Origin of the sequence: Pseudomonas sp. GV085 (assembly GCF_003050925.1) — a bacterium.
Lineage (GTDB): Bacteria > Pseudomonadota > Gammaproteobacteria > Pseudomonadales > Pseudomonadaceae > Aquipseudomonas.
The window spans coordinates 157,541-183,685 of record NZ_QAOV01000002.1; the positions used below are offsets into that span (position 1 = coordinate 157,541).

Consider the following 26,145-nt stretch of genomic DNA (forward strand, 5'->3'; position numbering starts at 1 on the left):
GCAGAAAAGGCACCATGACGAATCTTATGCGAGCACTCCCCCTCTCCTCCACCTCAATGCAGTCTCCGATGTGGGAAGGGCACAAACCCACTAGACTTCCGGTGGGTGAAGCACCCTCTACATTTACAACCCGCATTGCCAGGCCAACGACGATGCCTTGCAGATGGCGCGCGCCTGCATTCCCCACATCGCCATCGTTCACCTGATGGGTACCCTGAGAACGGAGTAATGGATGCTTTATTTTCAGCAAATGTTGGGCACCGCCGTGTTTGCCATTACCGGATTGTTGGCTATCCAAAAGGTAGGTGTCGATCTGTTCGGGGCAGTAGTGCTGGGCATCATCACTGCTATTGGTGGTGGCACCATTCGAGACCTACTGCTCGATCAACCGATTTTCTGGATTGCAGACTTCAACTACATCTGGGTCGCGTTGCTTACATCACTACTGGCATTTTTTCTCACCAATAGATTGCACAAACGCTATCAGCTATTGCTGTATCTCGACGGTTTTGCGGCCGCACTGTTCGGATTAGTCGCTACTGAGAAAGTGATGGCATTACAGCTTGGTGCACCTTTGGCGGTGATGATGGGCGTGCTGACCAGTATTGGAGGTGGCATAGCGCGTGATGTGCTAGCCGGCAGGGCCTCGTTGTTGATGTCACGTGAGATCTACGCCACGCCAGTCCTGCTGGGGTGCACCTTGTATGTCTTGCTGCGCGATACATTTCCGTCAATCCGGATCGCTGGTTGGATCGCTTTGATATTCACCTCAGGATTCAGGTTTCTCGCTATCTACAAGGAGCTCCAAATGCCAGCGATTTTCTCCACCAGGCAGAGGTAAGCTTGACGCTGATATTCGTTAACTGCGACGAATGGAGCTTCTACGGTAACCGTCCGACCAACACATCTTCCTGATCCCCGCATTTAAGGCTACGGGGTCTGCCTTTGTCGATGTCAGCTACGCGGATCGAGCTTCGGTTCTAGACCCTTTGATGGCATCAATTACGTCTTGAGCGAGCGCCATAACTGTCGTTGTACTGATTTCAATCCGACTGATAATGTCTTCTCTCGGGCCCTGCTTCCAGGCAGCGCTTGCGTAAAAAACATCTTGAGATACTTGGCGATGGCTCTCGCTTTCATAGGCGCGAATCAGGTGATAGCTGTCACAATCATGCAATGAGCCGCCATAAGAAACGACATCCATGCCAGCTTCCAGGTGAAGCGGAACACTTACATCCTGCATTATTCGATGAAAATCCAATCCCGATCCTGGCTTTAAGGTGTACATCAGGATTTCAATAATTCGAGTCATTCCAAGTCTTCCCTGTGGAGTTTCAACGTGAGCATCCGTACATCCCGGCTTACGTTATCAGGCGGGAGTCCAGTTATGCGGCAGCAGCTGCGTAATCTCACTCGCCCGCTGCATCGGCAGGCGTGCGGAGCGAATCACACTCGGACTGGATTGGTGAGCGCTACGTCTCGAGTAGGGCCATTCCAAGCGATGGGTAACAATAGGAATACAACGATAAGGAATGCTACCTGGGACAGGTAGAACGGCTCCAGCCACTGCTGCTTCAATGCGACGTAGAACGTGTTATGAATTACGTCGACCAATATAATCGTTGCCGTAAGCACGATTCCGGCTCTTGGCTTGATGAAAAGCAGCAGAGCTGCAAGCGGGTCAAAAAACGTAAGCGCCCCCCAGAAAATACGGCTAGCCAAGTAAGCGCCAGGCCCGTATCCATAGTCCCAGAGCAGTCCATGCGAAATATCTGCACGGATGTGATTAGCGGTTGCGATGAAAAGGCAGCATGCGAACAAAATTCTGACGGCGAATGACAATCTTTGCATAGCGTTATCTACATTCGTGATCTACGCCCTGCATGATAGCGGGATCGACCAATGGCGCCAGCAGTTGCAATGGGAGGGTGTGATCGCTGAACGCTTACTAACAACCAAGCGGTCAAGAACATCCAACGCAAGGAGCCGCCCTTAGAAAGTCACACCAATTACCTTCCAAAAGCAGGAAGCACCTCCGTCCCTTCTAGGCATTGCCGGCTATACGCCATCCTTCGCCTATGCTGCTTAACTCGCCCCCACTATTTGGAATGGAATCATGAGCAGTATCGAACTGGAGCCAGTTGTCGTAGACGAGTTTGAAGCGTGGCTAAACGAACGCCCGCGCTGGCTCCAAACCGCTGCAAAGATGCTAATAGACAAAAAGCGAACCCTGGACTCTTTGGAGATAGATGAGCTTGCCCGCCTGTGCCAAGTGGAAGCCAAGGGTCAGCCAGACCCAGGCTTTATCAAGATCACGCCCGGGGCCTTCGCTCAAGCGGCCGTCAGACCACAGCTCCGTATCGAAGAGATATCAGAGGTCTATGGCGTAAACGCAATTCGACCAAGTGCAGGTCTTCCACTCGGGCAACACAACCTCACCGTCATTTACGGGCAGAACGGAACGGGCAAGAGTGGTTTCGCACGGCTTCTCAAACAGGTGTGTGGTTCGCGGTCGAAGGACGACATTCACTGCAATGTCTTCGAGGAAACGCCCACCGCCTGCAGCGCTAAGTTCAAATTGTCGGTGAATGGAAAATCCTCTGACGTCGACTGGGACATTTCGAGTGGCCCTCATAAAGCATTACGGCATGCTCAAGTCTTCGACAGCAAAGCAGCCATGCAATACATGGGAAGAGCTGAGGCCAGCTATGAACCTAGTAGGATGAAGTTCGTCACAGCCTTGATCGTCACAGCGGACGCAGTTAGTGCTGAGCTTGGCAAGGCGAAATTTGCACTCCCCCGCGCCCTTCCGATGTTGCCCTCTGATCTCGTCGGCACTGCAGAAAGTAGATGGTTAGGGGCCCTGAAACCCACGACTACACCTGCCAACCTTGATAAGGAATGTCTGTTTGACGACAAGCTTGATCAGGAGCGTATACAGAGCGAGGCGCTCCTTGCTGAAAAGGATGTTGCCGGTCGTCTCACCGCCATTGGCAAAGAGCAAGGCGCGCTTCTGAGAATCAAGACAATCCTGTCGAATTTAAAGGCTGGCACGACGGACGATTGTGCTGCAGAACTCTTTCAACTCAAAGAGCAATCACAGGCTGCAAGGCGCATCAGCGAAGAGGCGGCGCAGAAGGTTTTTGGCGACACAGAGTTGGAAGGCGTTGGCACCCCAACCTGGCAAGGAATGTGGGAGCAGGCACGCCTGTATTCAACCATTGTAGCCTACGAAGGCCAGCCATTCCCGGTGGCGACCGATGAAGCTCGATGTGTGCTTTGCCATCAAAAGCTGGACGACGATACTCAGAAGCGGCTGGTGAACTTTGAAAAGTTTGTCACTGATGGCTTGGAGACCGCCGCTAAAACAGCAGAGAAAGCCTTGGCTGATCGAATCAAGACGATGCCTGTTCTGCCGAGCCGCGCGGATTGGCTGGTGCACTTGTCCACGCTGGGTTTTGAAGACGCCTCCAGTGGACAGTGGTTCGATGATTTGGCGGAGCGCCACAAACAGATCGCTGAAAGGCAGCCGGTGGCGAAATTGAAAGCTGTTGACTGGGCATCTATTGAATCGAATGAGACAACCAAATCGGCTACCTTGCTGACGGAAGAGACTTCGCTAAAAGCACTGCTCAACGATGAGCAGCGACAGAAGATGGAGAGCCGATTACTGCAGTTACGAGCGAAACAATGGCTTTCTCAAAACAAAATAGCCATTGATGAAGAACGCCTGCGTTTGATCGCCGTTGCTGCCCTCGATAAGGCTATCAAATCAGCTGCAACCAACGCCCTCACGACCAAGAAAAATGAGCTGGGTAAAACAGAGCTGGACGCTGGATATCAACAGCGATTCGCTGAGGAGCTTAAGTTTTTAGGTGGAAACCGCATTCCTGTTAGACCGGAGAGCAAACCTCAGGGAAAAGGCAAAATCACGTTTGGTTTAACCCTGGTTAAAGCCTTCGGCAAGCAACTGCCTGAGGCGATCCTCAGTGAAGGTGAAGCTCGGATTGTCGCTCTCGCCGCGTTTCTTGCTGATACGACAGGCTCCAATCAACTGGCCCCATTCATCTTCGACGATCCTATTTCTTCCCTTGATCAGGACTTCGAAGAAAGGGTGGTAGAGCGGCTGGCAACCCTCGCAAAAACACGCCAAGTAATCATCTTCACTCATCGGCTCTCGTTGGTAGCCCTGGTCGAGTCAGTGCTGTCCCGATGGGCAAACAATGGCACTACACCCAAAATCAATCACACACTCGTCTCGCTGCGTCGACTTGATAAATTGTCAGGCATCGTCGCGGCGCAAAGCGCCCGGGATCTCAAACCTGAGAAAGCGCTCAACAATATGTCCATTCAGACGCTGGCCCGTCTGCGTAAGCATCAGGCCCAAGGAGAGGTCGACGATTACGATATGCTGGCAAAGACGTCCTGCAGTGACTTCCGCATCATCGTGGAAAAGACCGTGGAGTTCATTTTGCTCGCGGATGTGGTCGGTCGTTTCAGACGGGATATCAATACCCGAGGAAAGCTGCAACGGGTGGCTAAAATCACTACAGCGGACTGCAATCTGATCGACGACCTTATGACCCGTTACTCAGTCTTTGAACATGCGCAGTCGGACGAGATGCCCAGTGTGCCACTTGAGCTAGCTGTATTCGAAGCGGACGTCGCGGCTCTGTCGGCCTGGATTGTCGAGTTCCAGGCCAGAGCTTGAACAAGCTGATGGTTTAACGCGCCGGCGAGTTATGCCGAAACTGAGCGAAGGAGGTGCTGTGATTTTGCAGTATCACCTTTGAATAGCCGATGCCAGTTCGGCTCAATTCTGTGTTATCACGGACGAGGCATATCGATCAGCCATATGCTGATCCGATCCAGCCAGGTCATCCTCACCATGAGCATCGAAGCAAAGCTTCTTCACCTTCAAACCATCCAGAACCTTCTCGCGCCCTACCGCTACCTCTATTGCGTAGACCTTGAGGCAACCTGAGATGAGGTTGATGAGTCGGAATCGCCAAGGTTGCTTGCAGTCGTCCCCGATCAGATGGAAACGATTGAATTGGCCTGGTTGTAATCGATCTGGAAACGCTTGAGATCGTCGATGAGTTCCAGCGCGTCGTTCGCCCCCAAATCAATCCAACCCTCACCGTTTTCTGCAAAAAGCTCACATCCATTCAACAAGCGGATGTGGAGAGTGCAGGAACCTATATGGAAGTTGGCCAGGAGCTAGGAGCGTTTATTACGCGATATCCAAACGCTGCTTGGGCATCGTGGGGTGACTATGACGCAAGACAGCTAGAGCGAGATGCAGGATTTGCTGCGTGCCCCTCCCTGCTAGCCGACCTCACACATTTCAATGCGAGGAAATGGCATAAAGGTCTATACGACAATCGCCCCAAAGGACTGAAGCAAACAATAGAGCCAATGGGCTTGGTTTGGCGGGGTACCTATAACCGAGGGATAGGCGCTAGAAATGTTGCGTGCGTCGTTTATCGAAATCGGCTGAACTCTAGGCGCAATGGCATTGTGGCTTACCTAACGCATAGGCCTAGAGTTACGTACTCAGGAAAGCTGTGTCCAGCCTGCCGCAGCCCAATCCAGATTCTCAGGTATTAGGTAGCGATTACTTGCATCTGCAAGTCTCTGGTTAGCCATTTCCGCTGCGACCCCGAACAGCAATTTAGAGGCATCCTCACCTGCGCTCTGGGTACTGTGCTCAGCTGGTGTCAGCAGCCATTGAGTCGCTTTTGTAGGGTTCATCGTGGCTCTGCCATCGTTTACCTGAATGGCTACAAACTCCTGCCGCATGCGTTTGCCCTGCGGGCCTTGCCACAGCAACATTGCTCCGATTAGTGCCCCCTCGCCGAGCTCAGGAGCTTTGAGCATTGCGGCCAAAGCACCAAAGTCATACTCGCAGGCTTTACCCAGCAGGTATTGCATCAGCTTGGAGTTGAGGTCGAGCATATGGAAATGTTGCTTTTATAGTGAAGGAGATGCTCACCTGACTGCCTGCTTGAGCCGGGCCCAAGTGCCCGAAGAAGCGATTTATCGCTCTAAAGGACTCAATTACATCCTCACGAGTGGATGTTAGATTCGCTTTTGGCAACTGGGTCAATTCGGCGTCGGCGCCAACAAGCAGGCCGCTTTTGGCGAACGTTATCGATTATTTTCGACTCTCTACCGTGCTATAACGCTGAACTTCAATCGACGGAAAATGCATCTCGAAAGTGCTCAACGAAAGCCGCGACCAGAGTGGAATCGCGCTCGTGATGGGCAAGAACGACCTCACTTTCACAACCCTCATCTGTGATATCAATGGCATGCAAGGAAGAAGCATCAACCATCGAAACGGGAAGCAGAGCTATGCCGAATCCTGCTTGGATAAGCAATGATTGCGTGCTTTTTAACGAATAAACCTGCGCTGACTTCGGCGCAAATCCTGCACGAGCGCAAAGCTCAAATGAAAGATAACTAAGCCCACCGCGTTTTGGATGTGCTATCGAGACGAATGACTCGTCTCTCAACTCGGCAAGTGATATGGATTTTCTTGATGCCAGATGATGGGTAGGCCCAACTGCGACGACAACTTTCTCACGATACAGGGTGAGAAGCTTAATATCATTTAATTGGTGCAAAACCGGCAATCGAAACAATCCAGCATCAATGCGATTATCAACCAAATTAATCAGCTGTGCTTCTGAAGATTCCTCCGACACTTCAATATGAACATCGGACATGCCCTCAAGATAAATCCCAAGCACATCTTTTAAATTCCCTATAAGCGGAACAGTGCTGGCATGACCAAGTCGAATAGTACCACTTTGACCGTTGCCTACCGAAGTAGCCAGTCGAGCTGCGCTATCGACGTCAATTAAAATTGATTTGGCCCTAGGTAAGAAGGCTAACCCAGCATGTGTTAGATGGGGCTGTCTTGCGGTGCGCTCGAACAAAAGCGTACCAAGGTTACTTTCTAGTTCCTTCACTTGTCGACTTAGCGCTGATTGAGCAATAAACAATCTCTGCGCTGCGACACTGAAGCTTCCATGTTCCGCGATTTCTACAAAATATCGCAACTGCTTCATTGATATCATAACAGCTATGCCAAAATGTGATCAGTAAGATGTCATTTCCATATTAGTGGTTTTTTTCCCTGTTGGGTAGGGTAATGAAACAACACGTAACGGAAATACCGACAATGCCAGATGCTTTTCTCCACGCCCCTTTCGACAATACGACCTTGGTAGTAATGTTCGTTACCATCAGCCTGGCATACATAATTTTTTCTATTGCAGGTTTTGGAACGGCACTGGTAGCGGGGCCTGTGTTAGTGAATTACATGCCTCTGTCGCAAGTGATCCCTTTACTGGTGCTCCTTGACTGCGTGGCTGCATTTGGAAAACTGGCACGTTCTCATCAGCATGTGGTGCGCATTGAACTCGCTAGGCTGCTGCCATTCATGGCCATTGGTAGCATGGCTGGCATAGCGGTGCTCCTAAAAACCAAATCTGACGTTTTAATGCTCGCGATGGGGTGTTTCGTAACCTTGTACGCGTTGTATATGCTTACAAAGCCTGTACGAACTAGTTACATATCTGCGGCTTGGGCAATGCCCTTGGGTATGGGCGGCGGCCTGTTTGGCGCCCTTTTTGGCAGCGGTGGCTTCCTGTACGCAATATATTTGAACGGCAGGATAAACACCAAAGAGAAAGCAAGTTCAACTCAAAGTACATTGATAGGGATTAGCACGCTCGTACGCATTTCCATGCTCACCATAGCGGGAGCATACGCCGACCTTGCGTTAGTTGTGACTGCGATCTACTTATTGCCAGCTTTAATGTTAGGGCTTTGGGCTGGCGAGCACATCTCATTTAAAATGTCTCGCAATACGTTCACGAAGCTAATAAATATTATCATATTGGCTAGTGGTATTACTCTCGTGTATCGAGCCTATCTTGGCGGCAATTGAAAACACATCAGGCGCGCTTGCCTGGAATTAACTATTTAAAGCGAGGTTTACAATTGAAAAGCTCTCAAGCTCTACGTGATCTATTGAATTCAGGAAAAACCATTATGGCTCCTGGTGCCTATGACGGCCTGTCGTCAAGACTAGTCAGCCTGGCTGGTTTTGACGCTGTGTATGCAAGTGGTGGCGCTATCGCTAGATCTGCTGGGTATCCAGATATCGGCTTACTGAGCTTTACTGAAGTTATCGAGCGGATTGAGAAAATTGTAGAAGCCAGCGATATTCCCGTTATCGCAGACGCTGACACTGGATTTGGTGGTACTGCCAACGTGCAACGCACCGTGAGGGCACTGGAACGCATCGGTGTTGCCGGCTTCCATCTGGAAGATCAAACATTCCCTAAGCGATGCGGGCACCTGGATAACAAGTCGCTTATTGATACCGAAGAGATGTGCCAGAAGATAAAAGTGGCGCGCGCTAGCTTGCATGACACTAATTGCCTAGTTATCGCTCGCACTGACGCGATAGCAATTGAAGGTTTCGAAGCAGCGCTTGTTAGAGCACAGCGTTACGTTGATGCGGGTGCCGACATAATTTTTGTAGAAGCGCCGGAGACGCTGGAGCAAATTCAGATTATTGCCCAACGGATTCCTGGGCCAAAACTCATGAACATGTTCTATGGCGGAAAAACCCCACTCGTTTCTCTACAAGCACTTGCAGAACTTGGTTATCAACTTGTCATCGTGCCATCGGATCTGCAACGGGCAGCCATCCATGCTATGAAAAAAACCCTGGTTGAACTCAAACGCTCAGGGGATAGCCATGCAATGTCGGCTGAATTAACGAGTTTTTCGGAGCGCGAGCTGATAATTCAAACTGAAAAGTATCTGGCACTGGACGACTTGTAAAAACAGCTTTGCAACCAACATGCGCTAAAAACAAGGAGATGGAATGTTATACCAAGGTGAATGGAATCCCAACGAACTCGATTACCGAGCGCTCGCAGGGCAATGGCATGTGGTCTGCCTGAGTACGGATGTCGGCGACGACCAACCCAAGGCCGTGCGGTTACTTGGCGAAGAATTGGTTTTGTGGCGAGACGACCAAGGTAAAGTCAATGCTTGGAAGGATTACTGCGGCCACCGAGGTGCAAAATTGTCACTTGGTTGCGTCAAACAAGGACAGATCGAATGCCCTTATCATGGGTGGCGCTACAGTAGTCAAGGCGAATGCACGTTAGTTCCAGCACATCCCGACCGAAAAGGGCCTTCCTCACAGCGCCTGATTTTTCGCCACTACGCTGAAGAGCGCTACGGATACGTCTGGGTAAGTCTAGAGGAACCGCTGCGACCGCTGCCGGAGTTGCCACAGTGGCATGACGAAAGCTTTCGCAAGGTGTTTGCAGGCCCATACCAGTACAACGCAAACGCGTTGCGCTCACTCGAAAACTTCATCGATGCATCGCACTTCCCCTTTGTGCATGCCAATCTCAATGGTCTGCCGGACGCGCCTGAACCGCTGAAGCGGTACAACGTGAAGGAAGACGAGCATGGCCTGCACTCTTCTGAAATTTGCGTCTTTCAACCGTACGGAGACCATCGTGGGATACCGGTTAATGCCCGTTATACCTATTCAGTCCTGAATCCTACGACTGCATATTTCGTCAAAAAAACCGGTGAAACAGAACGCTTCTGTACCTTTTTCAATGCCACTCCAGTGGATGAATCGCAATGTATTATCTGGCTGATAGTCGCTATTAACTTTGGCCCGGATCTCACGCTCGAACAGATCCTTTCTCGACAAAATACTGTTTTCGAACAGGATCGCCGTATTGTCGAATCCCAACGCCCCCCGCGCCTGCCACTAGACCCACAAGCGGAAATGCATGTGGTTAGTGATCGAATGGGTATTGAGTACCGCCGCTGGATTCGTGCCTTGGGTGAGGCCGCAACCACCAATAAACAAACCCAGGTCATTGAATCTGTTTCTATCTGACAAGGAATGTCAATTATGACTGAATCATCTATCGATTTTCTCACGCGCCTGGAATCCAATGCCCGGACGTACGCTAGGAATATTCCAACAGTTCTGAGTCAAGGTGCAGGCACCGAGGTTGTAGACATCGATGGGCGCCGTTATCTGGATTGCCTTGCTTGCGCAGGTGCTCTTCCCCTTGGGCACAATCACCCATTTGTTCAGCAACGCGTCATCCAGTTTCTGCAGTCCGGGCAGTTGCAACAGGCCCTCGATATCGCGACTCCGGCAAAGCTGCATTTCGTCCAGGAGCTCTACGAGATGCTTCCGCCTGCCTTCGCCAAACGAGCGAAGATCCAGTTCTGCGGGCCTACGGGAGCCGACGCCGCCGAGGCTGCCCTAAAGCTGTTCAAAACCGCGACGAAACGCCGCCCGATCATCGTGTTTCAGGGTGCTTATCACGGTATGACTCACGGCACGCTCGGTATGATGGGCAACCTAGCACCAAAAAAAGAGATTACTGGCCTGCCAGGCGAAGTGCACTTTCTGCCCTACCCCTACGTTTATCGCAGCCCATTTGGCGCCGGAACCAGTCCGGAAGAGACAGAGCGGCTCAGCCTCGTTTGCCTGGAAAACGCCCTCAGCGATCCGGAAAGTGGCATTGGTAAACCAGCAATGGTTTTACTTGAGGCAATACAGGGCGAAGGGGGCTGCATTCCAGCAAGCGCGCATTGGCTGCGCCAAGTGAGGGAAATCACTCAACGGCACGACGTTCCACTGGTCATTGACGAAATCCAGGCCGGTGTTGGTCGCAGTGGCGACCTGTTCGCGTTCCAGCAGGCGGATATCGTGCCGGACGCCATCCTTCTTTCAAAGGCTATCGGTGGTGGTTACCCACTGTCTTTGTTGCTGTATTTAGATCAGTACGACCAATGGAAGCCGGGGGCACACACCGGTACGTTCAGGGGCAATCAGATCGCTTTGGTCAGCGGAGCCGCAACCCTGGAGTTCATCAGAAATGAAGGGCTGCTGGATCACGTCAAGGTTGTCGGTGATCAACTAAGCCAGGGCCTGTTGCAGCTCCAGAATCGCTATCCATGCATCGGTGACGTGCGTGGACGGGGTTTGATGCTAGGTATGGAGATGGTGGAACCGGATGGCCGCGTCGATGCACTTGGTCACCCGCAGGCGGCTGGAGCCATAGCTGCAAGTGTTAAGCGTGCCTGCCTGAACGAGGGCCTGATTATTGAAACGGGTGGACGTCATGGTGCAGTGCTGCGTTTTCTCCCGCCGTTGGTAATCACCAGCGCTCAAGTCGACTTGGTATTGGAGCGGCTTGACCGAGCTCTGGCTGCACAAATGATCAGTTCAACTCGAGTCACGCAAGATACTCGCCATGTGGAGGTGCTGGCATGAGCACTCGTGGAAAGATCGTTGATGTACTGGGTATCGGATTTGGCCCAGCAAACATCGCATTGGCAATCGCCCTGGAAGAATTGGCTCCAGGCATGAGTGTGCAATTTCTTGAAAAGCGCCTGAGCCCATTGTGGCAGCCGAACATGTTGCTGCCGGGCTCGGATATCCAGAATCATCCGTTGCGAGATCTAGTGACCCCACGCAATCCGCGTAGCCGTTACAGCTTCACGAACTTCCTGTTCGAACAAGACCGCCTGTACGAGCATTTGAACCTTCCGTTGCATCATCCCCTGCGTGCGGAATATGCCCAATACGTTTCTTGGGTTGCAAATTTCTTTGAAGACATCGTCGCCTACGGTTGTGAAGCTGCATCGGTGGAAGCAGTAAACCCATCAAATGGCGAAGGCGCCCACTACAAAGTGTGCTGCGTCGATGGCGGGGTATTTCTTGCTCGTTCTTTGGTGCTCGCCCCTGGCCGTACGCCTCACATTCCTGCCCCTTTCACGGGGATCAAAGATCGACGCGTACGCCATTTAAACGACTATTTGCCTGCCCTCGCTGAAGCTTTGGCAGCCACCGATGGGCGATGCCGCATAGCCGTAATCGGTGGCAGTCAGAGCGCGGTAGAGATTTTGCTGCACGCAAGTGATCAGACTGGCGTACGAGAGGTCGTAGGGTTCACACGTAATTTTGGCTATCGCCAGAAGGATACGAGCCCGTTTTCCGACGAGGTCTACTTTCCCTCATTTGTCGACACATTCCACAACGCCAGCGCAGAACATAAGGCGCGGTTACGTCAGGAACTGGTGCATACCAATTATTCGTCTGCCGACATCGATGTCCTAAACCAGCTCTATGTACGTAAATATGAGCAAATGCTGCAAGGTGAAAGTCGGTTGCAACTACGAACGAGTGAGGACATGGTCGGTTGCATACCTACCCCTAACGGGGTGCAAATCAAAAGTCGGCAGTATCTTCAAGGAAGCATTCATAGCCAGTCGTTCGATTTAGTGATTCTGGCCACGGGTTTTCTCGACCTCGGCACCGGAGACCGTCAGGAGCCCTTCCCGAGTTTGCTAGCCCCAATCGCCCGTGAAAATGAAATCGACACGTTGACCATTGCCAGGGATTATCGCGTCGACTTGCTCAACGGCTTGCCCACCTACCTCAACGGGTTATGCGAGTCTTCACATGGCATGGGGGACGCAGGCTCGTTCAGCTTGCTGGCGTTACGTTCACAAAGCATCGTGGAATCACTGACCAGCAACTTGGAAGCCAGGGTGCAGCGCCATGCTTAACCAGGCCATAAGCGAAATGCTGGCGGCGCCTTCTTGTTGGCAAACACAACTGCCCTGTCGCACCGCTCGCGCCGGTAACCTTCCGTTTGAAAGTGATGTAGTGATAGTGGGAGCGGGAATTGGCGGATTAGCAGCAGCGCTACGTGCGCTGGAGTCAGGTTACTCGGTAACTGTGTTGGAGGCCGGGGACGTTGGCTCTGGGGCAAGCGGTCGCAATTCGGGCTTCGTGGTACCCATACCATCGAGGCACTCGCCGGAGTCACTCCAACATATGCTAGGCGAGGATACAGCGCCATTTTTAGCCGCTCTGAGCGATACAGCGAAGGCTGTTTTTGAGTACGCCCCATCCGATTTAACTGTCAAAGGCTGGGTACTACCAATGGTTGGAGCTGCGGGGGTTGGGGCCCATAAACTGGCAAAGAGTTGGATGCGCCAGGGGGTCAAGGTAGACCCCATGGAGCCCGAAGCACTGGAGACTGCATTAGGGACTACTGAGTATTCCGAAGGCCTCCATTTTAGCGATGCTGGTGCCATCAATCCCCTCGCATTCGTGTACCAACTGGCGGACACGGTCAACCGCAAAGGTGGGCATATCATCGAACGTTGCAGTGCGCTCGATGTTCGACCGAAGGGAGGCTGGGTTGCCGTCAAAACTGAGCGAGGTGAGATCAGGGCCGGGCGCGTATTTATCGCCGGCAATGCCTATGGTTCAGCGGCCAGCCTTACGACGCGGCGAGCAGTTAGTCCGCTAGCCCTAACCCTTGCGACTTTCGCCGTGCCGCAGCTGTGCCGGGCCGAAAGGCAACTGCCATTTTCAGACAACCGCAAGGACATGTGGTTTGCACGCCGTTTGGGGCCTACAAAGCTCCTGACGGGCTGCTTCGCGTTACCGCTCCAGCGCTCTTCCGCTTGCAGTGCATTGCTCCAGAATCGCATCAAGCGCCTCTACGGCACAGTTGTGCAAGAGCCCGAGCAACAGTGGGCCGGGTGGGTGGGCCTCACTACAGACGGGATGCCGAAGGTTCACCAGCATGACGAACGAATCATGGGGTGGAGTGGCTGTAACGGTCGAGGCATTGCGCTTTCAATGCTGATGGGGCGAACGTTGATGGATCGACTGTGTGGGGCCAACGGGCTGCATCTGCCAGTTTCATCAGGCACTTACAAGACGGGTAACGCCCTGACTTGGCTGGCGCAAATGGTCATCGCACTTGATCGCCGGAAACAACGTCGCACCGTGCTTGCGTCCTGATCTTATATACCAAATCCGAGTACACACTATGCCTGCCTGCCCCTTTCATTACCCTCAATACCGTTCCACTGACCAGGGAATGATCGACCGTTTCATTGATGTGTTTCCGCTGGCAATGATCACATCGCATCGGGACGGACAATTTCTTTGTAGCCACATTCCGCTATGGCGTCAGCCGGATGGGTCGTTGTTCGGACATGTTGACGGCAATAACTCGCAGTTCAAAGGCGAACAGTATCTGAGTGCTCAAATCGTCTTCATGGGGCCATCGGCTTACATTCCTCCACAGGCTTACGTCTCGCGACAACTCCCCACTTGGAATTACCTCGCCGTTCACATGCAGGCGAACATAACTGTGGTGGACGCCCCCCACCAAAAATTGGAAATCCTCGAGCAAACCGCGAAACGGTTGTCAGAGCAGCCTTCTGACTATCAGGTCGACGAGCGCGACCCTCGGGTGATATCGAACCTGCCACATATTCTTGGGTTGGTCATACAGCCGGAAAATACCGAGGGACGTTTTAAACTCTCCCAAGACAAAACCTCGCCAGATTCGTCAGCGGCTCTGCGGTGGTTACTCGACAACCGAAAACACGATCATGCCGAGTTCCTGATGGAGCTCCTGCACGCTGCTACCAAACCGCATTCAAACTGAGGTCAGTATGCCCATCGTTAGAGTAGAAGACCCTGTTCACCGTGACGCCGATACCCAACAAGCCATAATCGAGACAATTTATGGTTGCTTGAAATCGGTGTTCAAGGTCAGTGACGAAGAGCTCCAGGCACGCTATGTCTGCTATGACAAAGACCGCTTCCGCTCCCCAGGAGATCGCAGTGAGTTCATCCAAATTGAAATCACGGTCTTCAAGGGACGCAAGCTGGAAACCAAGCGCCAGCTTTATCAGTTGATCAGTAAAAGGATTGCTGCGCAGCTCGGTATTTCAGAGCATGCCACGCTGATACTGCTGATCGAGCAAGAGCCAGAGAACTGGGGTATGCGTGGTGGAGTGCCGGCGAGTGAGATCGACTTTGGATATGCTATTTCCATTTGATATCGTTCCGCTTTTGGATCAATAGCCTATGGCATATGCGGGTCAGTTTCAGCTTTGGCTATCTGCCGATTGCGCTGACCTAGCATTTGGCATTTGACCGACGCTCTGTGGAATCAAGGTTTTGTGATTGTTGGACTTGGCAACTGCCTCATCTTGAGCCTCTCGCAGCGTAGACTCGGTAGTCAAATGTATAGGCCGGTTGACCGTAACTTGTCTGAAGAACCCACCATTGGATCTCTGAACAGACGTTTTGCTCTTGCCCTACCAGCCGGTGACTGCATGTCCAAGTGTCCGGCTTCTTATCGATAGCCTTACGCATAGCGTTTACCTTCGCCGCCACTCTACTGACGCTGACGCCAGGCCTCGATACCGCATTGGTCTTGAGAACCGCAACAGTGGAAGGTAAACAACAGGCATTCCTGAGCTGCGCTGGGTATCAATGTTGGTTGCCTGTTGTGGGGCGCCGCCGTCGCCTTTGGTTTGGGTGCGTTGATTGCAGTCTCTGAGCTGGCATTCAATCTCTTGAAATACTGTGGCGCCGCTTACCTGGCCTGGATGGGGAACGTCCTTAATCCCAAGGTTGGCATTTTCTATGTCTCTTTTCTCCCTCAGTTCATTCCCCAAGGGCACTCCTTGATTGCCTGGACATTTGGCCTGGTCAGCATCCACGTGGCGCTCGGTTTACTGTGGTCGTCAATGTTGATTGGCGCCACTCAACCACTGCGTGAAAATGTAACCAAGTGGATGGATCGCACCACCGGTATGGTCTTTGTTCTGTTTGCCACTCGACTGGCGTTCAGCAAGCGTTGAGAACGACATCTCCCCTGCTTTCACATTTCCATCAGTGATTGGGGGTGATACCTGCCGAGGCAATATTCCTACAGTTTTTTGCAAGGCGGCCTGAACCGGATGCTTCGCAAAGCATTGATCTAGAGCATTTGTTTAATTTTTATACGTCTGAAAAGTACGCTACGATCCACCGCACCAAAACGCATAGGGATCGCAGATGAACGTCAGAATTGAAGCGCATGAGGAAGGCAGTGGATGCACGGTCTGGCTCGACAACAATGCAGTGTCGTTCCAGAACCTGGAGGAAGCGAAGACATATGTGACTCAGTTGCAGGAACGGATTGAAGCCGCATCCAGTTCATTCGCTCAAGGAACAACAGATTCCGAGCAAATGTAAGCGGTGTGGCTCAGGCGGACTGGTTTTAAGTGGTGGACGCAGGTCACGCGAGCTTGATGACTCCGCCCTGGATATCGTCCCGCGCCATTCGCAAGTCATTGGCGTCTTGGTTGAGCCGATGAATCAAGTTCAGCAATCGTTGGCGCAACACCTCATCCTGGAGCTGCTCTGCAGCACGCATCACATCAAGCGACGCTGCCTCATTGTTGGTGGCAACGGCGTCGAGCAGTTTGCGCATGCTTCTTGATGGCCGATTCATCTACAACCCTCCCAGGTTTCGGTGGTGCGAATCATATGGCCGGAATGTTTCGTTAGTGTTTCAACTGCACGGAATGGTTTTGAATCACCGGCTCTGGCTGGTTTGACACTAGCTGGAGGGACGCCCCCGAGGGGGCGATTACACTTGTAACAGCCCATCCACGATGAAGCTAAGCGGCCCGTTCCAGGGCGTCCAGCAAGCCAACAAACTCCAGCGAAAGCTTATGTCGCGGGGCCAAATGGATGATGGGAACTGACATTTCGTGAGATTCGCGCATCTTGACGGAGCTGCTCAGATAGACCGGTAGCACTGGCAAGCCTTCGGCCAGCAACTCATTCACGAGAGATTGATGCAGGCCGGTATACCCGGTGAACTGGTTGACCACCACCCCTTCCACTTTCAGTGATTCATTGTGATCAAGACGTAGTTCTTCTACCTGTGCGATAACACGGTACATCGCCTGGCGAGAAAAGCTGTCGCAATCGAATGGAATCAGCAATCGATCTGCAGCCACCAGCGCGCTGAATGTGTAGAAATTCAGCGACGGAGGCGTATCGATATAGATGCGCTCATAGTCCTCGGACAGCTCTACCAGCAACTTGCGCAGTTTGTTGATCTTGAACCTGCTCTCGAGTTTTGACTGGAGGTCTGACAGTTCAGAGCTAGCAGTCACCAGGTGAAGGTTGTCGTAAAGGGTCTCGGTGATGGCCACTCGATTCCTTCTGCCTTCAAAGCCACTGGACAACGTTTGTTTGAAGAAGTCGGCTATGCCTGCGGGAATGTGCTCGTTGGTCAGGCCCGTGAGGTAGTGAGTCGAGTTTGCCTGGGGATCGAGATCGACCAGCAGCGTTCGGTAACCTTCGGCAGCACTCACGGCGGCAAGGTTGCAGGCAATGCTGGATTTCCCAACGCCCCCTTTCTGATTGAATATGACACGACGCATAGGGCTTGCTCATCCATGAAAAAGGCCAAAGGCCGGCTGAAGTGTGTAAGAAGTCATGTCAATTCTATGACGACAACATTACAGTTTTGCGACAGCGATTGGCCAAAGCTGCGGACTAGAGCATTTGACTGCCAACACAAGGTGGTAGCGATAGATTTACACGGATGAGCAATCCCCTGGGTTTGCCAATGTTAGCCGCTTCAGCAAACCTTCCACATCAGCTAGCGCTGGAGCATGGGCTCCTGCATGGCGGCAAGATATGGATGCGCAAGCCGCTGAAAATTGCAGGCGCTCTCTCAAGTCTGCGATCCCCAATAACTCCGCAGCCAGCCAACCAGCCATACAAGCGTCTCCTGCTCCAACCGTGTCTTCTACCTTTACGGCAATCGCCGGCTGATCGAGTTGGCTGTCCGGGGTGTGGAGAACCATCCCGTGTTCCCCTCGGGTAAAAAGGATCTGCGCCTGAGGATTAAGAGCGCGAAGCTCATCCATTGCCTGGTGTTCTGTCAGCCCTGGATAAATTTGCCGAAGGTCTTCGTCGGAAAGCTTAATCATGTCAGCAAGGGTGGTCATCGTAGGGAAGGTCTGCTCCCGATAATGGCTATCCATTAAATTGCGCCAGTTCGGATCATAGCTAATCCGTTTACCGGCTTCTTTGGCCTGATGAGCAATTTTAACCAGCCTGTCTGCGAGTGGCTGTCGAGCCAAACTGATGCAGCTGAAATGACACAGCTCTGCATGGTTGATCCATCCTTCGGGCATCAGATCCGGATCAAAAAACAGATCGGCATCTCCAGCAAAAAAGTACCTTGGAGGACGGCTCGATGGAACGATGGCGACCAAAGGATCTCGGTCTACCCGTTGGATAAACCTCATATCCAATGCTGCCGCTTCCGACTGCGAAACTATCTCGTCACCCAGTGAATCCATGCTCACCGACCCAGCAAAAGCACTGCTGACACCCAAGCGACTTAGCGCTCGTGCAACGTTCCAGGGAGCACCACCTGGGTAGCCCTTCCACTGTCCGGGAGTGCCTTGGACAAGATCGGTCAGGGCTTCGCCAAATACTACTGCGCGAGGCAATACCATCGTCATTTCCTCAATTTTTTGTCGTAGGGAACTGCTGGCCGATCAGCTTCGACCAGTAATCACTGACTCAATACGCTTTGATGAAAGGCAGGGTTTGTTGAAGTTAGAGAAGTTCTCCTGGCCAACCTCAAAGCAGATGTTGGCCGGACTCGTTCAAATATTAAAACCAGGTTTCCATTTGTATACCGTATTGCCATACACCTCCGGCTTTGAAATCCGTCATGCCAAAGGAGTCTGTGGTACTGAATCCGTCCAGATCCGAAGACCAGTTCATGAAGCTTGCGAACACTCGCAATTCGGGACGTGTAAGAAGATCTCCAACCTCAGGTTTGAATGTCGGGGCGACAGTGAACTTCCAAAAGTTACCGTCGACCGCATTACGTTGTAGATAGTCCTTCGGGTCGAGGTTCATGGTTTGCCAGCTTATTTCGTAGGCCATCTCGAAATTGCTGTTGATTTTATTGGCCAGGCGCACGTTCAGGGTCAGCCAGCGGTAGTCGTCACCCTTGACGTATCTATCCTTGCTCTGTTCGGCCAGCAAGCTGGGGCCGATACGCCAGTCAGGCGCAAGGGGTGTCTCACCGTAAAGTGCCAGACGCAGAGCGCGGGCATCGTCGATGAGTTCGCCATCCGAGCCGATGTTCTTGACCTCGGCTCCCAGACCTTGCCCATAGAGCAGCGCCGTTTTGAAGAAGCCTTCCCGGCCGAAAAAGTTTTTCTGGTGATTGGCCAGCATGCTGTGCAAGCCGGAATCCGCAGGCGTCAAACCCGCTGCATTGGTGCGGGTAGCGAAATCGTTTTTCTTTGCGCCGATGCCATTGAACATCCACTGCCACTGACCATCCTCGAAGAACTGGTTGGAGGTCAGGATGTAGCTTTCTACATCGGCACTAAGATCGCCTTGACTGAAATCCCCGTAGTTACGCCCGATCAAAGAGTAGTTCGAACGCCAATTCTTGTTCATCTGCATATCGTAGATTCCACCCCCGGTGCCGGCCAGATAGACAACGTCCGAGTCCAGCCAGTGGATATCGAAATTATCTCTATCGAATCGCTTGCCTGCCCACAGGGTGGCGTTCTCGAACACTGAATTGCCCTTGAACGCAGCGAGATGGTCAAGCGCTGTGAATACCTGGCGCACGTTCAGTTTGCTTTCGTCGGCCGTCCAGTCATTGGAACTTTCCACACCGTCGGCGATGGAGACCGTGAATTTGGAACGGGTGCCGTTTTGCGCATAGATTTCTTTCGACAGGTCTATACGCATGTAGGTGTCGTCCTCGTTACCGAGTCGCCCGACTGCACCACCGACTGAACCGGCAGGCGTTTCATAAGGGCCACCACGACCACCACCCAGCCGATCGTTGATCAGCAATCCGGAGCGGGCGTAGCCGTTGAAGCTGAACCCATCAGTGAGGTGTCCGGTACTGCCCTCTTTCTCCAGGCTTTGCTGACGGGCCTCGAGTTTTGCCACTCGGGTATCCAAAGCGGGCGCCGAAATGACTGCCGCAGTAGACGCGGCGGGCTGCAAGGGAGCAGTGGCGAGTTTGATCTGCTGCAATTCCCTGGCAAGTGCCTGGGTTTGCTGTTCGGCTGCGGCCGCACGCTTCTCCGCTGCGCTGGTACGGGCTTCAAACGCGGCCATGCGTTCTTCCAGAGTCGCGGCCTGAGAGGTTACCGCCGAGGTGCTGAGCACGCCTGCGAGTAGCCAGCTTGATGCTTTCTGCATGTGGATTTCCTGTTTTGTTTTTATTGTCTTGTTCCCGCGACCGGCCATTTTTCGCGAGTTGCGAATTGTCGCAATCGACGAAAAAAAAGATGCCTCATCGCGAATACGCTGCTACATTTGGCGATGTTAACGTTAACTTTTCTAAAAACAAAAATAAAGAGGGCTTTATGAAAGCGCTTAAATCTCTTCTTCCAGCAGCACTGCTCACCCTTTGTGCCGGGCTTCCATCCCTCTCGAACGCAGCTGATTTGACGATCTCCTGCGGCGCGGTGGGTGCGGAGCTACAACTCTGCAAAGAGGCTGTCGAGGCGTGGTCCAAACAGACCGGCAACCACGTCGAGGTGGTCTCAACACCTAACTCGGCAACCGAGAGGTTGTCGTTCTACCAACAGATCCTCAGTGCGCAGTCCTCCGACATCGACATCATTCAGATCGATATGGTGTGGCCGGGTATGCTGGCCAAACATCTGATGGATCTGCGCGAAGTGCTTCCCGCCAACGCTACCCAAGGCTACTTCCAGGCACAGGTCGATAACGCCACGGTGAACGGACGGCTGGTGACGATGCCGTGGTTCACCGACTCGGGCCTGCTGTATTACCGCAAGGACTTGCTCGATAAGTACGACAAGCAGGTTCCCCAGACCTGGGAGGATATGACCGCTACGGCCAGGGATGTTCAGCAAGCCGAGCGCAACGCCGGGAACCCCAATGCCTGGGGTTACATCTTTCAAGGGCGCGCCTACGAGGGCCTGACGTGTAATGCGCTGGAGTGGATCAGCAGCCAACCGCAAGGCGGGCTGGTCAATCCGCAAGGCGACATCGTGGTCAACAACCAGGCCTCAAGAACGGCATTGACCCTGGCGAAAAGCTGGGTAGGAGACATCTCCCCGCGTGGCGTACTCAACTACACCGAGGAGGAAGGCCGTGGCGTATTCCAGTCGGGCAATGCGCTGTTCATGCGTAACTGGCCTTATGTCTGGGCCTTGGTGCAAAGCCAGGACAGTGCGGTAAAAGACAAAGTCGGCGTCGCTCCTCTGCCCCGTGGCGGCGAGACCGGTACCCATGCCTCCACCCTCGGTGGGTGGGGCCTGGCGGTGTCGCGTTACAGCGCCCATCCAAAACTTGCCGCAGAACTGGTGAGCTACCTGACCAGTGCCCAACAGCAAAAACATCGTGCTCTGGCTGCCGCCTATAACCCGGTGATCGAGTCGCTGTATCAGGATCCCGAATTGCTCGCGGCAATGCCTTATTACAGTCAGCTCCATAGCATTCTCAACGATGGGGTCATGCGCCCCGCCTCCATCACTGCCGATCGCTATCCACGGGTCTCCAATGCGTTCTTCGATCGAGTGCATGGTGTGCTGGCGGGCGAGTTGCCTGTGGATCAGGCGCTGGTCGAGCTGGAAAGCGAACTTACGCGCATCAAACGCCGGAACTGGTAAGCCACAAGGAAGAAAATCACCATGTCTGTCTCTACTACCCATGCCCCCTGTGACGAGCTCCTGCTCACCAGGGAAACGCCTGTGCAGCGTCGTCGAGTACGCGCCGCCTGGCTGTTTTTGACACCGATGTTGCTGTGTCTGGCCCTGGTGGCGGCCTGGCCGCTACTACGGACATTCTGGTTCAGCCTGACCGATGCCAGTCTGTCGGACACCGCTGGCGGATCCTTCGTCGGTCTGAGCAATTATCTGTTTCACAACGGTTCCACCTGGTCGGGCATCCTGGTCGATCCACAATGGTGGAACGCTGTGCGCAACACCTTGCATTTCACCGCGGTGTCGGTGGGACTGGAAGTCGTCCTGGGGCTGCTGGTGGCGTTGCTGCTGAACATCAAGTTCACCGGCCGCTCCCTGGTGCGGGCGATGATTCTGATTCCCTGGGCGATTCCGACCATTGTCTCGGCGAAGATCTGGTCATGGATGCTTAACGACCAGTTCGGCATCATCAATCACCTGATGCTGAGCCTCGGCCTGATTGACGCGCCCCTGGCCTGGACGGCCGATGCGGACCTGTCGATGTGGGCGGTGATCCTCGTCGACGTCTGGAAGACCGTGCCGTTTGTCACGCTGCTGATGCTGGCGGCCTTGCAGATGTTGCCGAGCGATTGCTACGAAGCCGCGAGGGTCGATGGCATTCATCCGCTGAAAGTGTTCTGGCGTGTCACCCTTCCCCTGCTGATGCCCGCACTGCTGGTGGCGGCGATCTTCCGCATCCTCGACTCGCTGCGGGTATTCGACGTCATCTATGTGCTGACCTCGAACTCGTCGAGCACCATGAGCATGTCGGTGTATGCCCGCCAGCACCTGGTGGAGTTCCAGGACGTCGGTTACGGCAGCGCGGCCTCGACGCTGCTGTTTCTGGTGGTTGCGGTCATCGCCATGCTTTATCTCTACCTCGGACGCCGTCAACTGGAGGTCCGGTCATGAACCTGCGCCTACTGAAAAAAGCACTGTTGCGCCTCGGGTTCTGGTGCCTGATCGGGGTATTGCTGCTGTATGCGGTTTTCCCTTTCTACTACGCCATCGTGACTTCACTGAAGCCGTCCAGCGCCTTGTTCGAGGTGAGCTACTGGATCGACAACCCCGACTTCTCCAACTACGCGGCGGTACTCCATCAAGCTTCATTCCTGCGGGCGATCGGTAATTCGCTGGTGGTGGCGCTGTGTGTGGTGACGCTGGCGCTGTTCCTCAGCGTGACCGCCGCCTATGCCTTGGGCCGGGTGAAATTCCGTGGGCGTGGAACGGTATTGATGCTGGTTCTTGGCGTGTCGATGTTTCCCCAGGTCGCTGTACTGTCGGGTCTGTTCGAAGTGATCCGCGCCCTGGGCCTGTACAACACGTCCTGGGCGTTGATCCTGAGCTACACGATTTTCACCCTGCCCTTCACCGTCTGGGTGCTGACCACGTTCATGGGGCAACTGCCACATGAACTGGAAGAAGCGGCCATCATGGATGGCGCTTCGCCTTGGGTCACGCTTACCCGGGTTCTACTGCCGCTGCTATGGCCCGCATTGGTCACCACTGGCTTGTTGGCCTTTATCGCCGCATGGAACGAGTTTCTGTTTGCCCTGACCTTCACCCTCACAGACACGCAACGCACGGTGCCGGTCGCCATCGCCTTGATTTCCGGCGGGAGTCCTCATGAGCTGCCTTGGGGGCTGTTGATGGCCGCATCGGTGGTGGTCACCGTCCCACTGGTGATTCTGGTGCTGATCTTCCAGCGCCGAATCGTTTCCGGTCTCACTGCCGGCGCGTTAAAGGGTTGATGCCCGACAACTACAAGGAACAGCATCGTGATCAAATTGAAACTGGACAACGTGAACAAACAATTGGGCGGCGCGCGGATTCTTCGCGACGTCAGCCTGGAGATCGCTGCGGGTGAATTCGTGGTGTTCGTCGGCCCTTCGGGCTGCGGCAAGTCGACTCTGCTGCGACTGATCGCCGGACTGGATTCGATCTGCGGCGGCGACCTGCTGATCGACGGGCGTCGGGTCAACGACCTGGAGCCGCGCGAGCGTGGCGTCGGCATGGTGTTTCAGTCCTATGCGCTGTACCCGCACATGAGCGTCTACGACAACATCAGCTTTGGCCTCAAACTGGCCAAGACTGAAAAGACCAGCCTGCGCGAGCGCGTGCTGAAAACGGCGCAAATCCTGCAGTTGGACAAACTGCTGCAACGCAAGCCAAAGGAACTGTCTGGCGGGCAGCGTCAGCGTGTGGCCATGGGCAGGGCCATGGCGCGGGAACCGGACATTTTGTTGTTCGATGAGCCACTTTCCAACCTGGATGCATCCTTGCGGGTGCAGATGCGCAACGAAATCGCCCGGCTGCATGCCCGACTGGGCTCGACCATGATCTACGTCACTCACGATCAAGTGGAAGCGATGACCCTGGCCGACAAAATTGTCGTGCTCAATGGCGGTCGCGTAGAACAGGTCGGCTCACCGCGCGAACTCTATGAGCGCCCAGCGAGTCGCTTTGTCGCCGGCTTCCTCGGTTCGCCCAGAATGAATTTTCTTGCGGCACGCCTGCATGCACCGGGTGAAACCAGCCTGGTCGATACTCCCGTCCTGGGTATGACCTCCCTGCCCTTCGACAGCTCGAACCTGGCGGCGGACGCTCCACTGAGCCTGGGGATTCGCCCGGAACACATGTCGCTCAAGGCGGCGCAGGGAACCGCCGGCGTCGTCGTGACCGCGGTCGAATACCTGGGCAGTGAAACCTATGTTCACCTCGATACAGGTCAGGACGAGCCACTGATCAGTCGTTGTGAGGTCAACGCCGGATGGCAGGCGGGCGATCGGGTCGAGCTGCAACTGGACGTCGACAACCTGCACCTGTTCGACGCCGACGGCACGGCCTTGAAGCGCCACCCACACGCCATTGAAACCCTGCCGGATGGCGTCCCTCTACGCTCGGCACGAGCAGGCGCCCTATGACTGTGTCTTTGAATTCCATGAGTGTTCCAATGTCCGCTGCCCTTGAGATTGCGCAGCATGCGCTGAGTGATGGCCTGTCTCGTGTCATCCACGATTATCGACCCGATTATCATCTTGCCCCCCCCGTGGGCTGGATGAACGACCCCAACGGGGTGGTGTACTTTCGTGGCGAATACCATGTGTTCTATCAACACCACCCTTTCGAAGCGAAATGGGGACCGATGTATTGGGGGCATGCCAAAAGTGCCGATCTGGTCCATTGGCAACATTTGCCCATTGCGCTGGCGCCCGGCGACGACTTCGACCGTGACGGTTGTTTTTCCGGTAGCGCGGTGGTGTGTGGCGATACCCTGGCACTGATCTACACCGGGCACACCTGGCTGGGGGAAGTGGGTGACGAACGCTCGATCCGCCAGGTCCAGTGCCTGGCCACCAGCATCGACGGCATCCGGTTCGTCAAGCATGGCGCCGTCATCGAGAACGCGCCGCAAGACACGATCATGCACTTTCGTGACCCCAAGGTATGGCAGAAGGATGACTATTGGTACCTGATTGCCGGCGCGCGTCTGGGTGATAAACCGCTACTGCCGCTATACCGTTCCACGGATCTGCACACCTGGGAATTCCTTGATTATGTGTCCAGCGGCAGCGAGGGCGATGGCTATATGTGGGAGTGCCCGGATTTGTTCCGACTGAACGGGCGCGATGTCCTGCTGTACTCCCCCCAGGGCATGCAACCCGAGGGTTACGAACGGCTCAACAAGTACCAGACCGGTTATCGAGTGGGCCGACTCGACAGCGAATGGCACTTCACCGGCGGGCCTTTTATCGAACTGGATAACGGCCACGATTTCTATGCCGCGCAAACGCTATTGGCCGCCGACGGCCGGCGCCTTGTATGGGCGTGGCTCGACATGTGGGAAAGCCCGATGCCGAGCCAGGCCCATCACTGGTGCGGCATGCTCGGGTTGCCGCGCGAACTTGAACTGCATGCAGATCGTCTTTACGTGTATCCGGCTCGGGAGCTCGCCGCCTTACGCAAGGAGCCATTGCCGGGCACGTCCTGGTGGGATGGCTCGGGAGCCCGATGGGTGCGGGAAGTGAGTGGCGACAGGCTCGAAATCCATGTGCATCTGGATTTGCTCGGCTGCACCGACGGCCACCTGGGAATCGCCTTGCGTTGCAGCGATGATGGTCAGGAAGAAACCCTGCTCTACTACGATGCATCACTGCAGCGTCTGGTGCTTGACCGCAGCCGCTCGGGTGCACAAGTCACCGGTCAGCGCAGCGTGGCGATAGACCCGACACAAGAACGACTGGACCTGCGTGTGTTCCTCGATCGCTCGTCCATCGAGGTGTTCGACGCGAACGGGCGCTTCAGCCTCAGCAGTCGCTTCTATCCGGGGCCCGACAGTCTGGGCGTGAAGCTGTTTGCCAGCGGAAGTGGCGGGCGTGTCTCGATTCCCAAGGCATGGCCTCTGGGCTCTGGATGGCTATGAGCAGCGTCATTCGAGTCGCGAGAAGCCCGGGCCCTGTGTCATGATTCTGCGTCAAC

General features: G+C 54.1%; 23 protein-coding genes and 2 pseudogenes. 18 read left to right on the forward strand and 7 right to left on the reverse strand.

Annotated elements, in window-relative coordinates; all coding sequences use genetic code 11:
* Positions 1 to 232: 232 nt before the first annotated feature.
* Entirely contained in the window at positions 233 to 841 is a 609-nt protein-coding gene (locus C8K63_RS04560; protein ID WP_108215611.1) for a trimeric intracellular cation channel family protein, read from the forward strand.
* 117 nt (positions 842 to 958) lie between these two features.
* On the opposite strand, the gene C8K63_RS04565 is transcribed toward C8K63_RS04560, so the two are convergent.
* Positions 959 to 1,312: an NIPSNAP family protein gene (locus tag C8K63_RS04565; RefSeq protein ID WP_108215612.1), complete on the reverse strand. Its 354-nt coding sequence runs from the start codon at positions 1,310 to 1,312 to the stop codon at positions 959 to 961.
* Between the two features lie 804 nt (positions 1,313 to 2,116).
* Between C8K63_RS04565 and C8K63_RS04575 the strand changes: the two genes are divergently transcribed.
* Both C8K63_RS04575 and C8K63_RS30715 read left to right on the forward strand, forming a co-directional pair.
* Positions 2,117 to 4,711, forward strand: coding sequence for an AAA family ATPase (locus C8K63_RS04575; protein ID WP_108215614.1), 2,595 nt, complete (start codon positions 2,117 to 2,119; stop codon positions 4,709 to 4,711).
* A 377-nt stretch (positions 4,712 to 5,088) separates the two neighbouring features.
* Positions 5,089 to 5,610: a 3'-5' exonuclease gene (locus C8K63_RS30715; protein WP_256594911.1), complete on the forward strand. Its 522-nt coding sequence runs from the start codon at positions 5,089 to 5,091 to the stop codon at positions 5,608 to 5,610.
* On the opposite strand, the pseudogene C8K63_RS04585 reads toward C8K63_RS30715, so the two are convergent.
* Positions 5,557 to 5,961 (reverse strand): annotated as a pseudogene (locus C8K63_RS04585) (ATP-dependent helicase); the annotation flags it as partial. The gene C8K63_RS30715 and the pseudogene C8K63_RS04585 sit on opposite strands and share 54 nt — an antisense overlap.
* A gap of 233 nt (positions 5,962 to 6,194) precedes the next feature.
* Positions 6,195 to 7,085: a LysR family transcriptional regulator gene (locus C8K63_RS04590; protein WP_108215615.1), complete on the reverse strand. Its 891-nt coding sequence runs from the start codon at positions 7,083 to 7,085 to the stop codon at positions 6,195 to 6,197.
* Between the two features lie 74 nt (positions 7,086 to 7,159).
* Between C8K63_RS04590 and C8K63_RS04595 the strand changes: the two genes are divergently transcribed.
* The 10 genes and pseudogenes from C8K63_RS04595 (at position 7,160) to C8K63_RS04640 (ending at position 16,135) form a co-directional block, all read left to right on the forward strand.
* Complete coding sequence (locus C8K63_RS04595) at positions 7,160 to 7,960, forward strand: sulfite exporter TauE/SafE family protein (RefSeq protein WP_371920727.1); 801 nt, start codon at positions 7,160 to 7,162, stop codon at positions 7,958 to 7,960.
* The gene (locus C8K63_RS04600; protein ID WP_256594899.1) at positions 7,957 to 8,865 is read left to right on the forward strand and encodes an oxaloacetate decarboxylase; all 909 of its coding nucleotides are present in this window, start codon (positions 7,957 to 7,959) and stop codon (positions 8,863 to 8,865) included. Before C8K63_RS04595 ends, C8K63_RS04600 begins: the two co-directional genes overlap by 4 nt.
* Before the next feature lie 43 nt (positions 8,866 to 8,908).
* The gene (locus tag C8K63_RS04605; RefSeq protein ID WP_108215618.1) at positions 8,909 to 9,952 is read left to right on the forward strand and encodes an aromatic ring-hydroxylating dioxygenase subunit alpha; all 1,044 of its coding nucleotides are present in this window, start codon (positions 8,909 to 8,911) and stop codon (positions 9,950 to 9,952) included.
* Positions 9,953 to 9,967: 15 nt separating this feature from the next.
* The gene (locus tag C8K63_RS04610; RefSeq protein ID WP_218279788.1) at positions 9,968 to 11,347 is read left to right on the forward strand and encodes a diaminobutyrate--2-oxoglutarate transaminase family protein; all 1,380 of its coding nucleotides are present in this window, start codon (positions 9,968 to 9,970) and stop codon (positions 11,345 to 11,347) included.
* A complete protein-coding gene (locus C8K63_RS04615; RefSeq protein ID WP_108215620.1) occupies positions 11,344 to 12,645 on the forward strand; it encodes a SidA/IucD/PvdA family monooxygenase in 1,302 nt (433 codons plus the stop codon). Before C8K63_RS04610 ends, C8K63_RS04615 begins: the two co-directional genes overlap by 4 nt.
* A 16-nt stretch (positions 12,646 to 12,661) precedes the next feature.
* Positions 12,662 to 13,897, forward strand: coding sequence for an FAD-binding oxidoreductase (locus tag C8K63_RS04620; protein WP_256594912.1), 1,236 nt, complete (start codon positions 12,662 to 12,664; stop codon positions 13,895 to 13,897).
* 28 nt (positions 13,898 to 13,925) lie between these two features.
* Entirely contained in the window at positions 13,926 to 14,552 is a 627-nt protein-coding gene (locus C8K63_RS04625) for an FMN-binding negative transcriptional regulator (RefSeq protein ID WP_108215622.1), read from the forward strand.
* Positions 14,553 to 14,559: 7 nt separating this feature from the next.
* The gene (locus tag C8K63_RS04630; RefSeq protein ID WP_108215623.1) at positions 14,560 to 14,949 is read left to right on the forward strand and encodes a tautomerase family protein; all 390 of its coding nucleotides are present in this window, start codon (positions 14,560 to 14,562) and stop codon (positions 14,947 to 14,949) included.
* 305 nt (positions 14,950 to 15,254) lie between these two features.
* Positions 15,255 to 15,759 (forward strand): annotated as a pseudogene (locus C8K63_RS04635) (LysE family translocator).
* 196 nt (positions 15,760 to 15,955) lie between these two features.
* Positions 15,956 to 16,135 carry a hypothetical protein gene (locus C8K63_RS04640; protein ID WP_095053983.1) on the forward strand — a complete coding sequence of 60 codons (180 nt, stop codon included), beginning with the start codon at positions 15,956 to 15,958 and terminating at the stop codon, positions 16,133 to 16,135.
* A 43-nt stretch (positions 16,136 to 16,178) separates the two neighbouring features.
* Here C8K63_RS04640 and C8K63_RS04645 read toward each other — a convergent pair whose 3' ends face one another.
* From C8K63_RS04645 to C8K63_RS04660, 4 genes are all read right to left on the reverse strand, one after another.
* On the reverse strand, positions 16,179 to 16,394 hold the full coding sequence (locus tag C8K63_RS04645) for a hypothetical protein (RefSeq protein ID WP_108215624.1): 216 nt from the start codon (positions 16,392 to 16,394) through the stop codon (positions 16,179 to 16,181).
* 169 nt (positions 16,395 to 16,563) lie between these two features.
* Positions 16,564 to 17,337 (reverse strand): ParA family protein, encoded by a 774-nt coding sequence (locus C8K63_RS04650; RefSeq protein WP_108215625.1) that lies wholly within the window; start codon positions 17,335 to 17,337, stop codon positions 16,564 to 16,566.
* A 156-nt stretch (positions 17,338 to 17,493) separates the two neighbouring features.
* Entirely contained in the window at positions 17,494 to 18,426 is a 933-nt protein-coding gene (locus C8K63_RS04655) for a carbohydrate kinase (RefSeq protein WP_108215626.1), read from the reverse strand.
* Positions 18,427 to 18,586: 160 nt separating this feature from the next.
* Positions 18,587 to 20,152: a carbohydrate porin gene (locus C8K63_RS04660; RefSeq protein WP_108215627.1), complete on the reverse strand. Its 1,566-nt coding sequence runs from the start codon at positions 20,150 to 20,152 to the stop codon at positions 18,587 to 18,589.
* 167 nt (positions 20,153 to 20,319) lie between these two features.
* Here C8K63_RS04660 and C8K63_RS04665 point away from each other — a divergent pair, with 167 nt between their 5' ends.
* From C8K63_RS04665 to C8K63_RS04685, 5 genes are read left to right on the forward strand one after another with little or no spacing between them, the layout of a single operon-like run.
* Positions 20,320 to 21,594: an ABC transporter substrate-binding protein gene (locus C8K63_RS04665; RefSeq protein ID WP_108215628.1), complete on the forward strand. Its 1,275-nt coding sequence runs from the start codon at positions 20,320 to 20,322 to the stop codon at positions 21,592 to 21,594.
* Positions 21,595 to 21,615: 21 nt separating this feature from the next.
* Complete coding sequence (locus C8K63_RS04670) at positions 21,616 to 22,578, forward strand: carbohydrate ABC transporter permease (protein ID WP_108215629.1); 963 nt, start codon at positions 21,616 to 21,618, stop codon at positions 22,576 to 22,578.
* The gene (locus C8K63_RS04675) at positions 22,575 to 23,417 is read left to right on the forward strand and encodes a carbohydrate ABC transporter permease (RefSeq protein WP_108215630.1); all 843 of its coding nucleotides are present in this window, start codon (positions 22,575 to 22,577) and stop codon (positions 23,415 to 23,417) included. Before C8K63_RS04670 ends, C8K63_RS04675 begins: the two co-directional genes overlap by 4 nt.
* 27 nt (positions 23,418 to 23,444) lie before the next feature.
* Positions 23,445 to 24,590, forward strand: coding sequence for an ABC transporter ATP-binding protein (locus C8K63_RS04680; protein ID WP_108215631.1), 1,146 nt, complete (start codon positions 23,445 to 23,447; stop codon positions 24,588 to 24,590).
* Complete coding sequence (locus C8K63_RS04685; protein ID WP_108215632.1) at positions 24,587 to 26,089, forward strand: sucrose-6-phosphate hydrolase; 1,503 nt, start codon at positions 24,587 to 24,589, stop codon at positions 26,087 to 26,089. The genes C8K63_RS04680 and C8K63_RS04685 overlap by 4 nt, the downstream gene beginning before the upstream one ends.
* Positions 26,090 to 26,145 lie beyond the last annotated feature (56 nt).

Coding starts and splice junctions, on each gene's coding strand:
- C8K63_RS04645 (WP_108215624.1), bottom strand. CDS start 16,394: ATGAATCGGCCATCAAGAAGCATGCGCAAACTGCTCGACGCCGTTGCC.
- C8K63_RS04665 (WP_108215628.1), top strand. CDS start 20,320: ATGAAAGCGCTTAAATCTCTTCTTCCAGCAGCACTGCTCACCCTTTGT.
- C8K63_RS04640 (WP_095053983.1), top strand. CDS start 15,956: ATGAACGTCAGAATTGAAGCGCATGAGGAAGGCAGTGGATGCACGGTC.
- C8K63_RS04565 (WP_108215612.1), bottom strand. CDS start 1,312: ATGACTCGAATTATTGAAATCCTGATGTACACCTTAAAGCCAGGATCG.
- C8K63_RS04650 (WP_108215625.1), bottom strand. CDS start 17,337: ATGCGTCGTGTCATATTCAATCAGAAAGGGGGCGTTGGGAAATCCAGC.
- C8K63_RS04630 (WP_108215623.1), top strand. CDS start 14,560: ATGCCCATCGTTAGAGTAGAAGACCCTGTTCACCGTGACGCCGATACC.
- C8K63_RS04655 (WP_108215626.1), bottom strand. CDS start 18,426: ATGGTATTGCCTCGCGCAGTAGTATTTGGCGAAGCCCTGACCGATCTT.
- C8K63_RS04590 (WP_108215615.1), bottom strand. CDS start 7,085: ATGATATCAATGAAGCAGTTGCGATATTTTGTAGAAATCGCGGAACAT.
- C8K63_RS04605 (WP_108215618.1), top strand. CDS start 8,909: ATGTTATACCAAGGTGAATGGAATCCCAACGAACTCGATTACCGAGCG.
- C8K63_RS04625 (WP_108215622.1), top strand. CDS start 13,926: ATGCCTGCCTGCCCCTTTCATTACCCTCAATACCGTTCCACTGACCAG.
- C8K63_RS04615 (WP_108215620.1), top strand. CDS start 11,344: ATGAGCACTCGTGGAAAGATCGTTGATGTACTGGGTATCGGATTTGGC.
- C8K63_RS04575 (WP_108215614.1), top strand. CDS start 2,117: ATGAGCAGTATCGAACTGGAGCCAGTTGTCGTAGACGAGTTTGAAGCG.
- C8K63_RS04595 (WP_371920727.1), top strand. CDS start 7,160: ATGAAACAACACGTAACGGAAATACCGACAATGCCAGATGCTTTTCTC.
- C8K63_RS04675 (WP_108215630.1), top strand. CDS start 22,575: ATGAACCTGCGCCTACTGAAAAAAGCACTGTTGCGCCTCGGGTTCTGG.
- C8K63_RS04560 (WP_108215611.1), top strand. CDS start 233: ATGCTTTATTTTCAGCAAATGTTGGGCACCGCCGTGTTTGCCATTACC.
- C8K63_RS04610 (WP_218279788.1), top strand. CDS start 9,968: ATGACTGAATCATCTATCGATTTTCTCACGCGCCTGGAATCCAATGCC.
- C8K63_RS04670 (WP_108215629.1), top strand. CDS start 21,616: ATGTCTGTCTCTACTACCCATGCCCCCTGTGACGAGCTCCTGCTCACC.
- C8K63_RS04685 (WP_108215632.1), top strand. CDS start 24,587: ATGACTGTGTCTTTGAATTCCATGAGTGTTCCAATGTCCGCTGCCCTT.
- C8K63_RS04660 (WP_108215627.1), bottom strand. CDS start 20,152: ATGCAGAAAGCATCAAGCTGGCTACTCGCAGGCGTGCTCAGCACCTCG.
- C8K63_RS04620 (WP_256594912.1), top strand. CDS start 12,662: ATGCTGGCGGCGCCTTCTTGTTGGCAAACACAACTGCCCTGTCGCACC.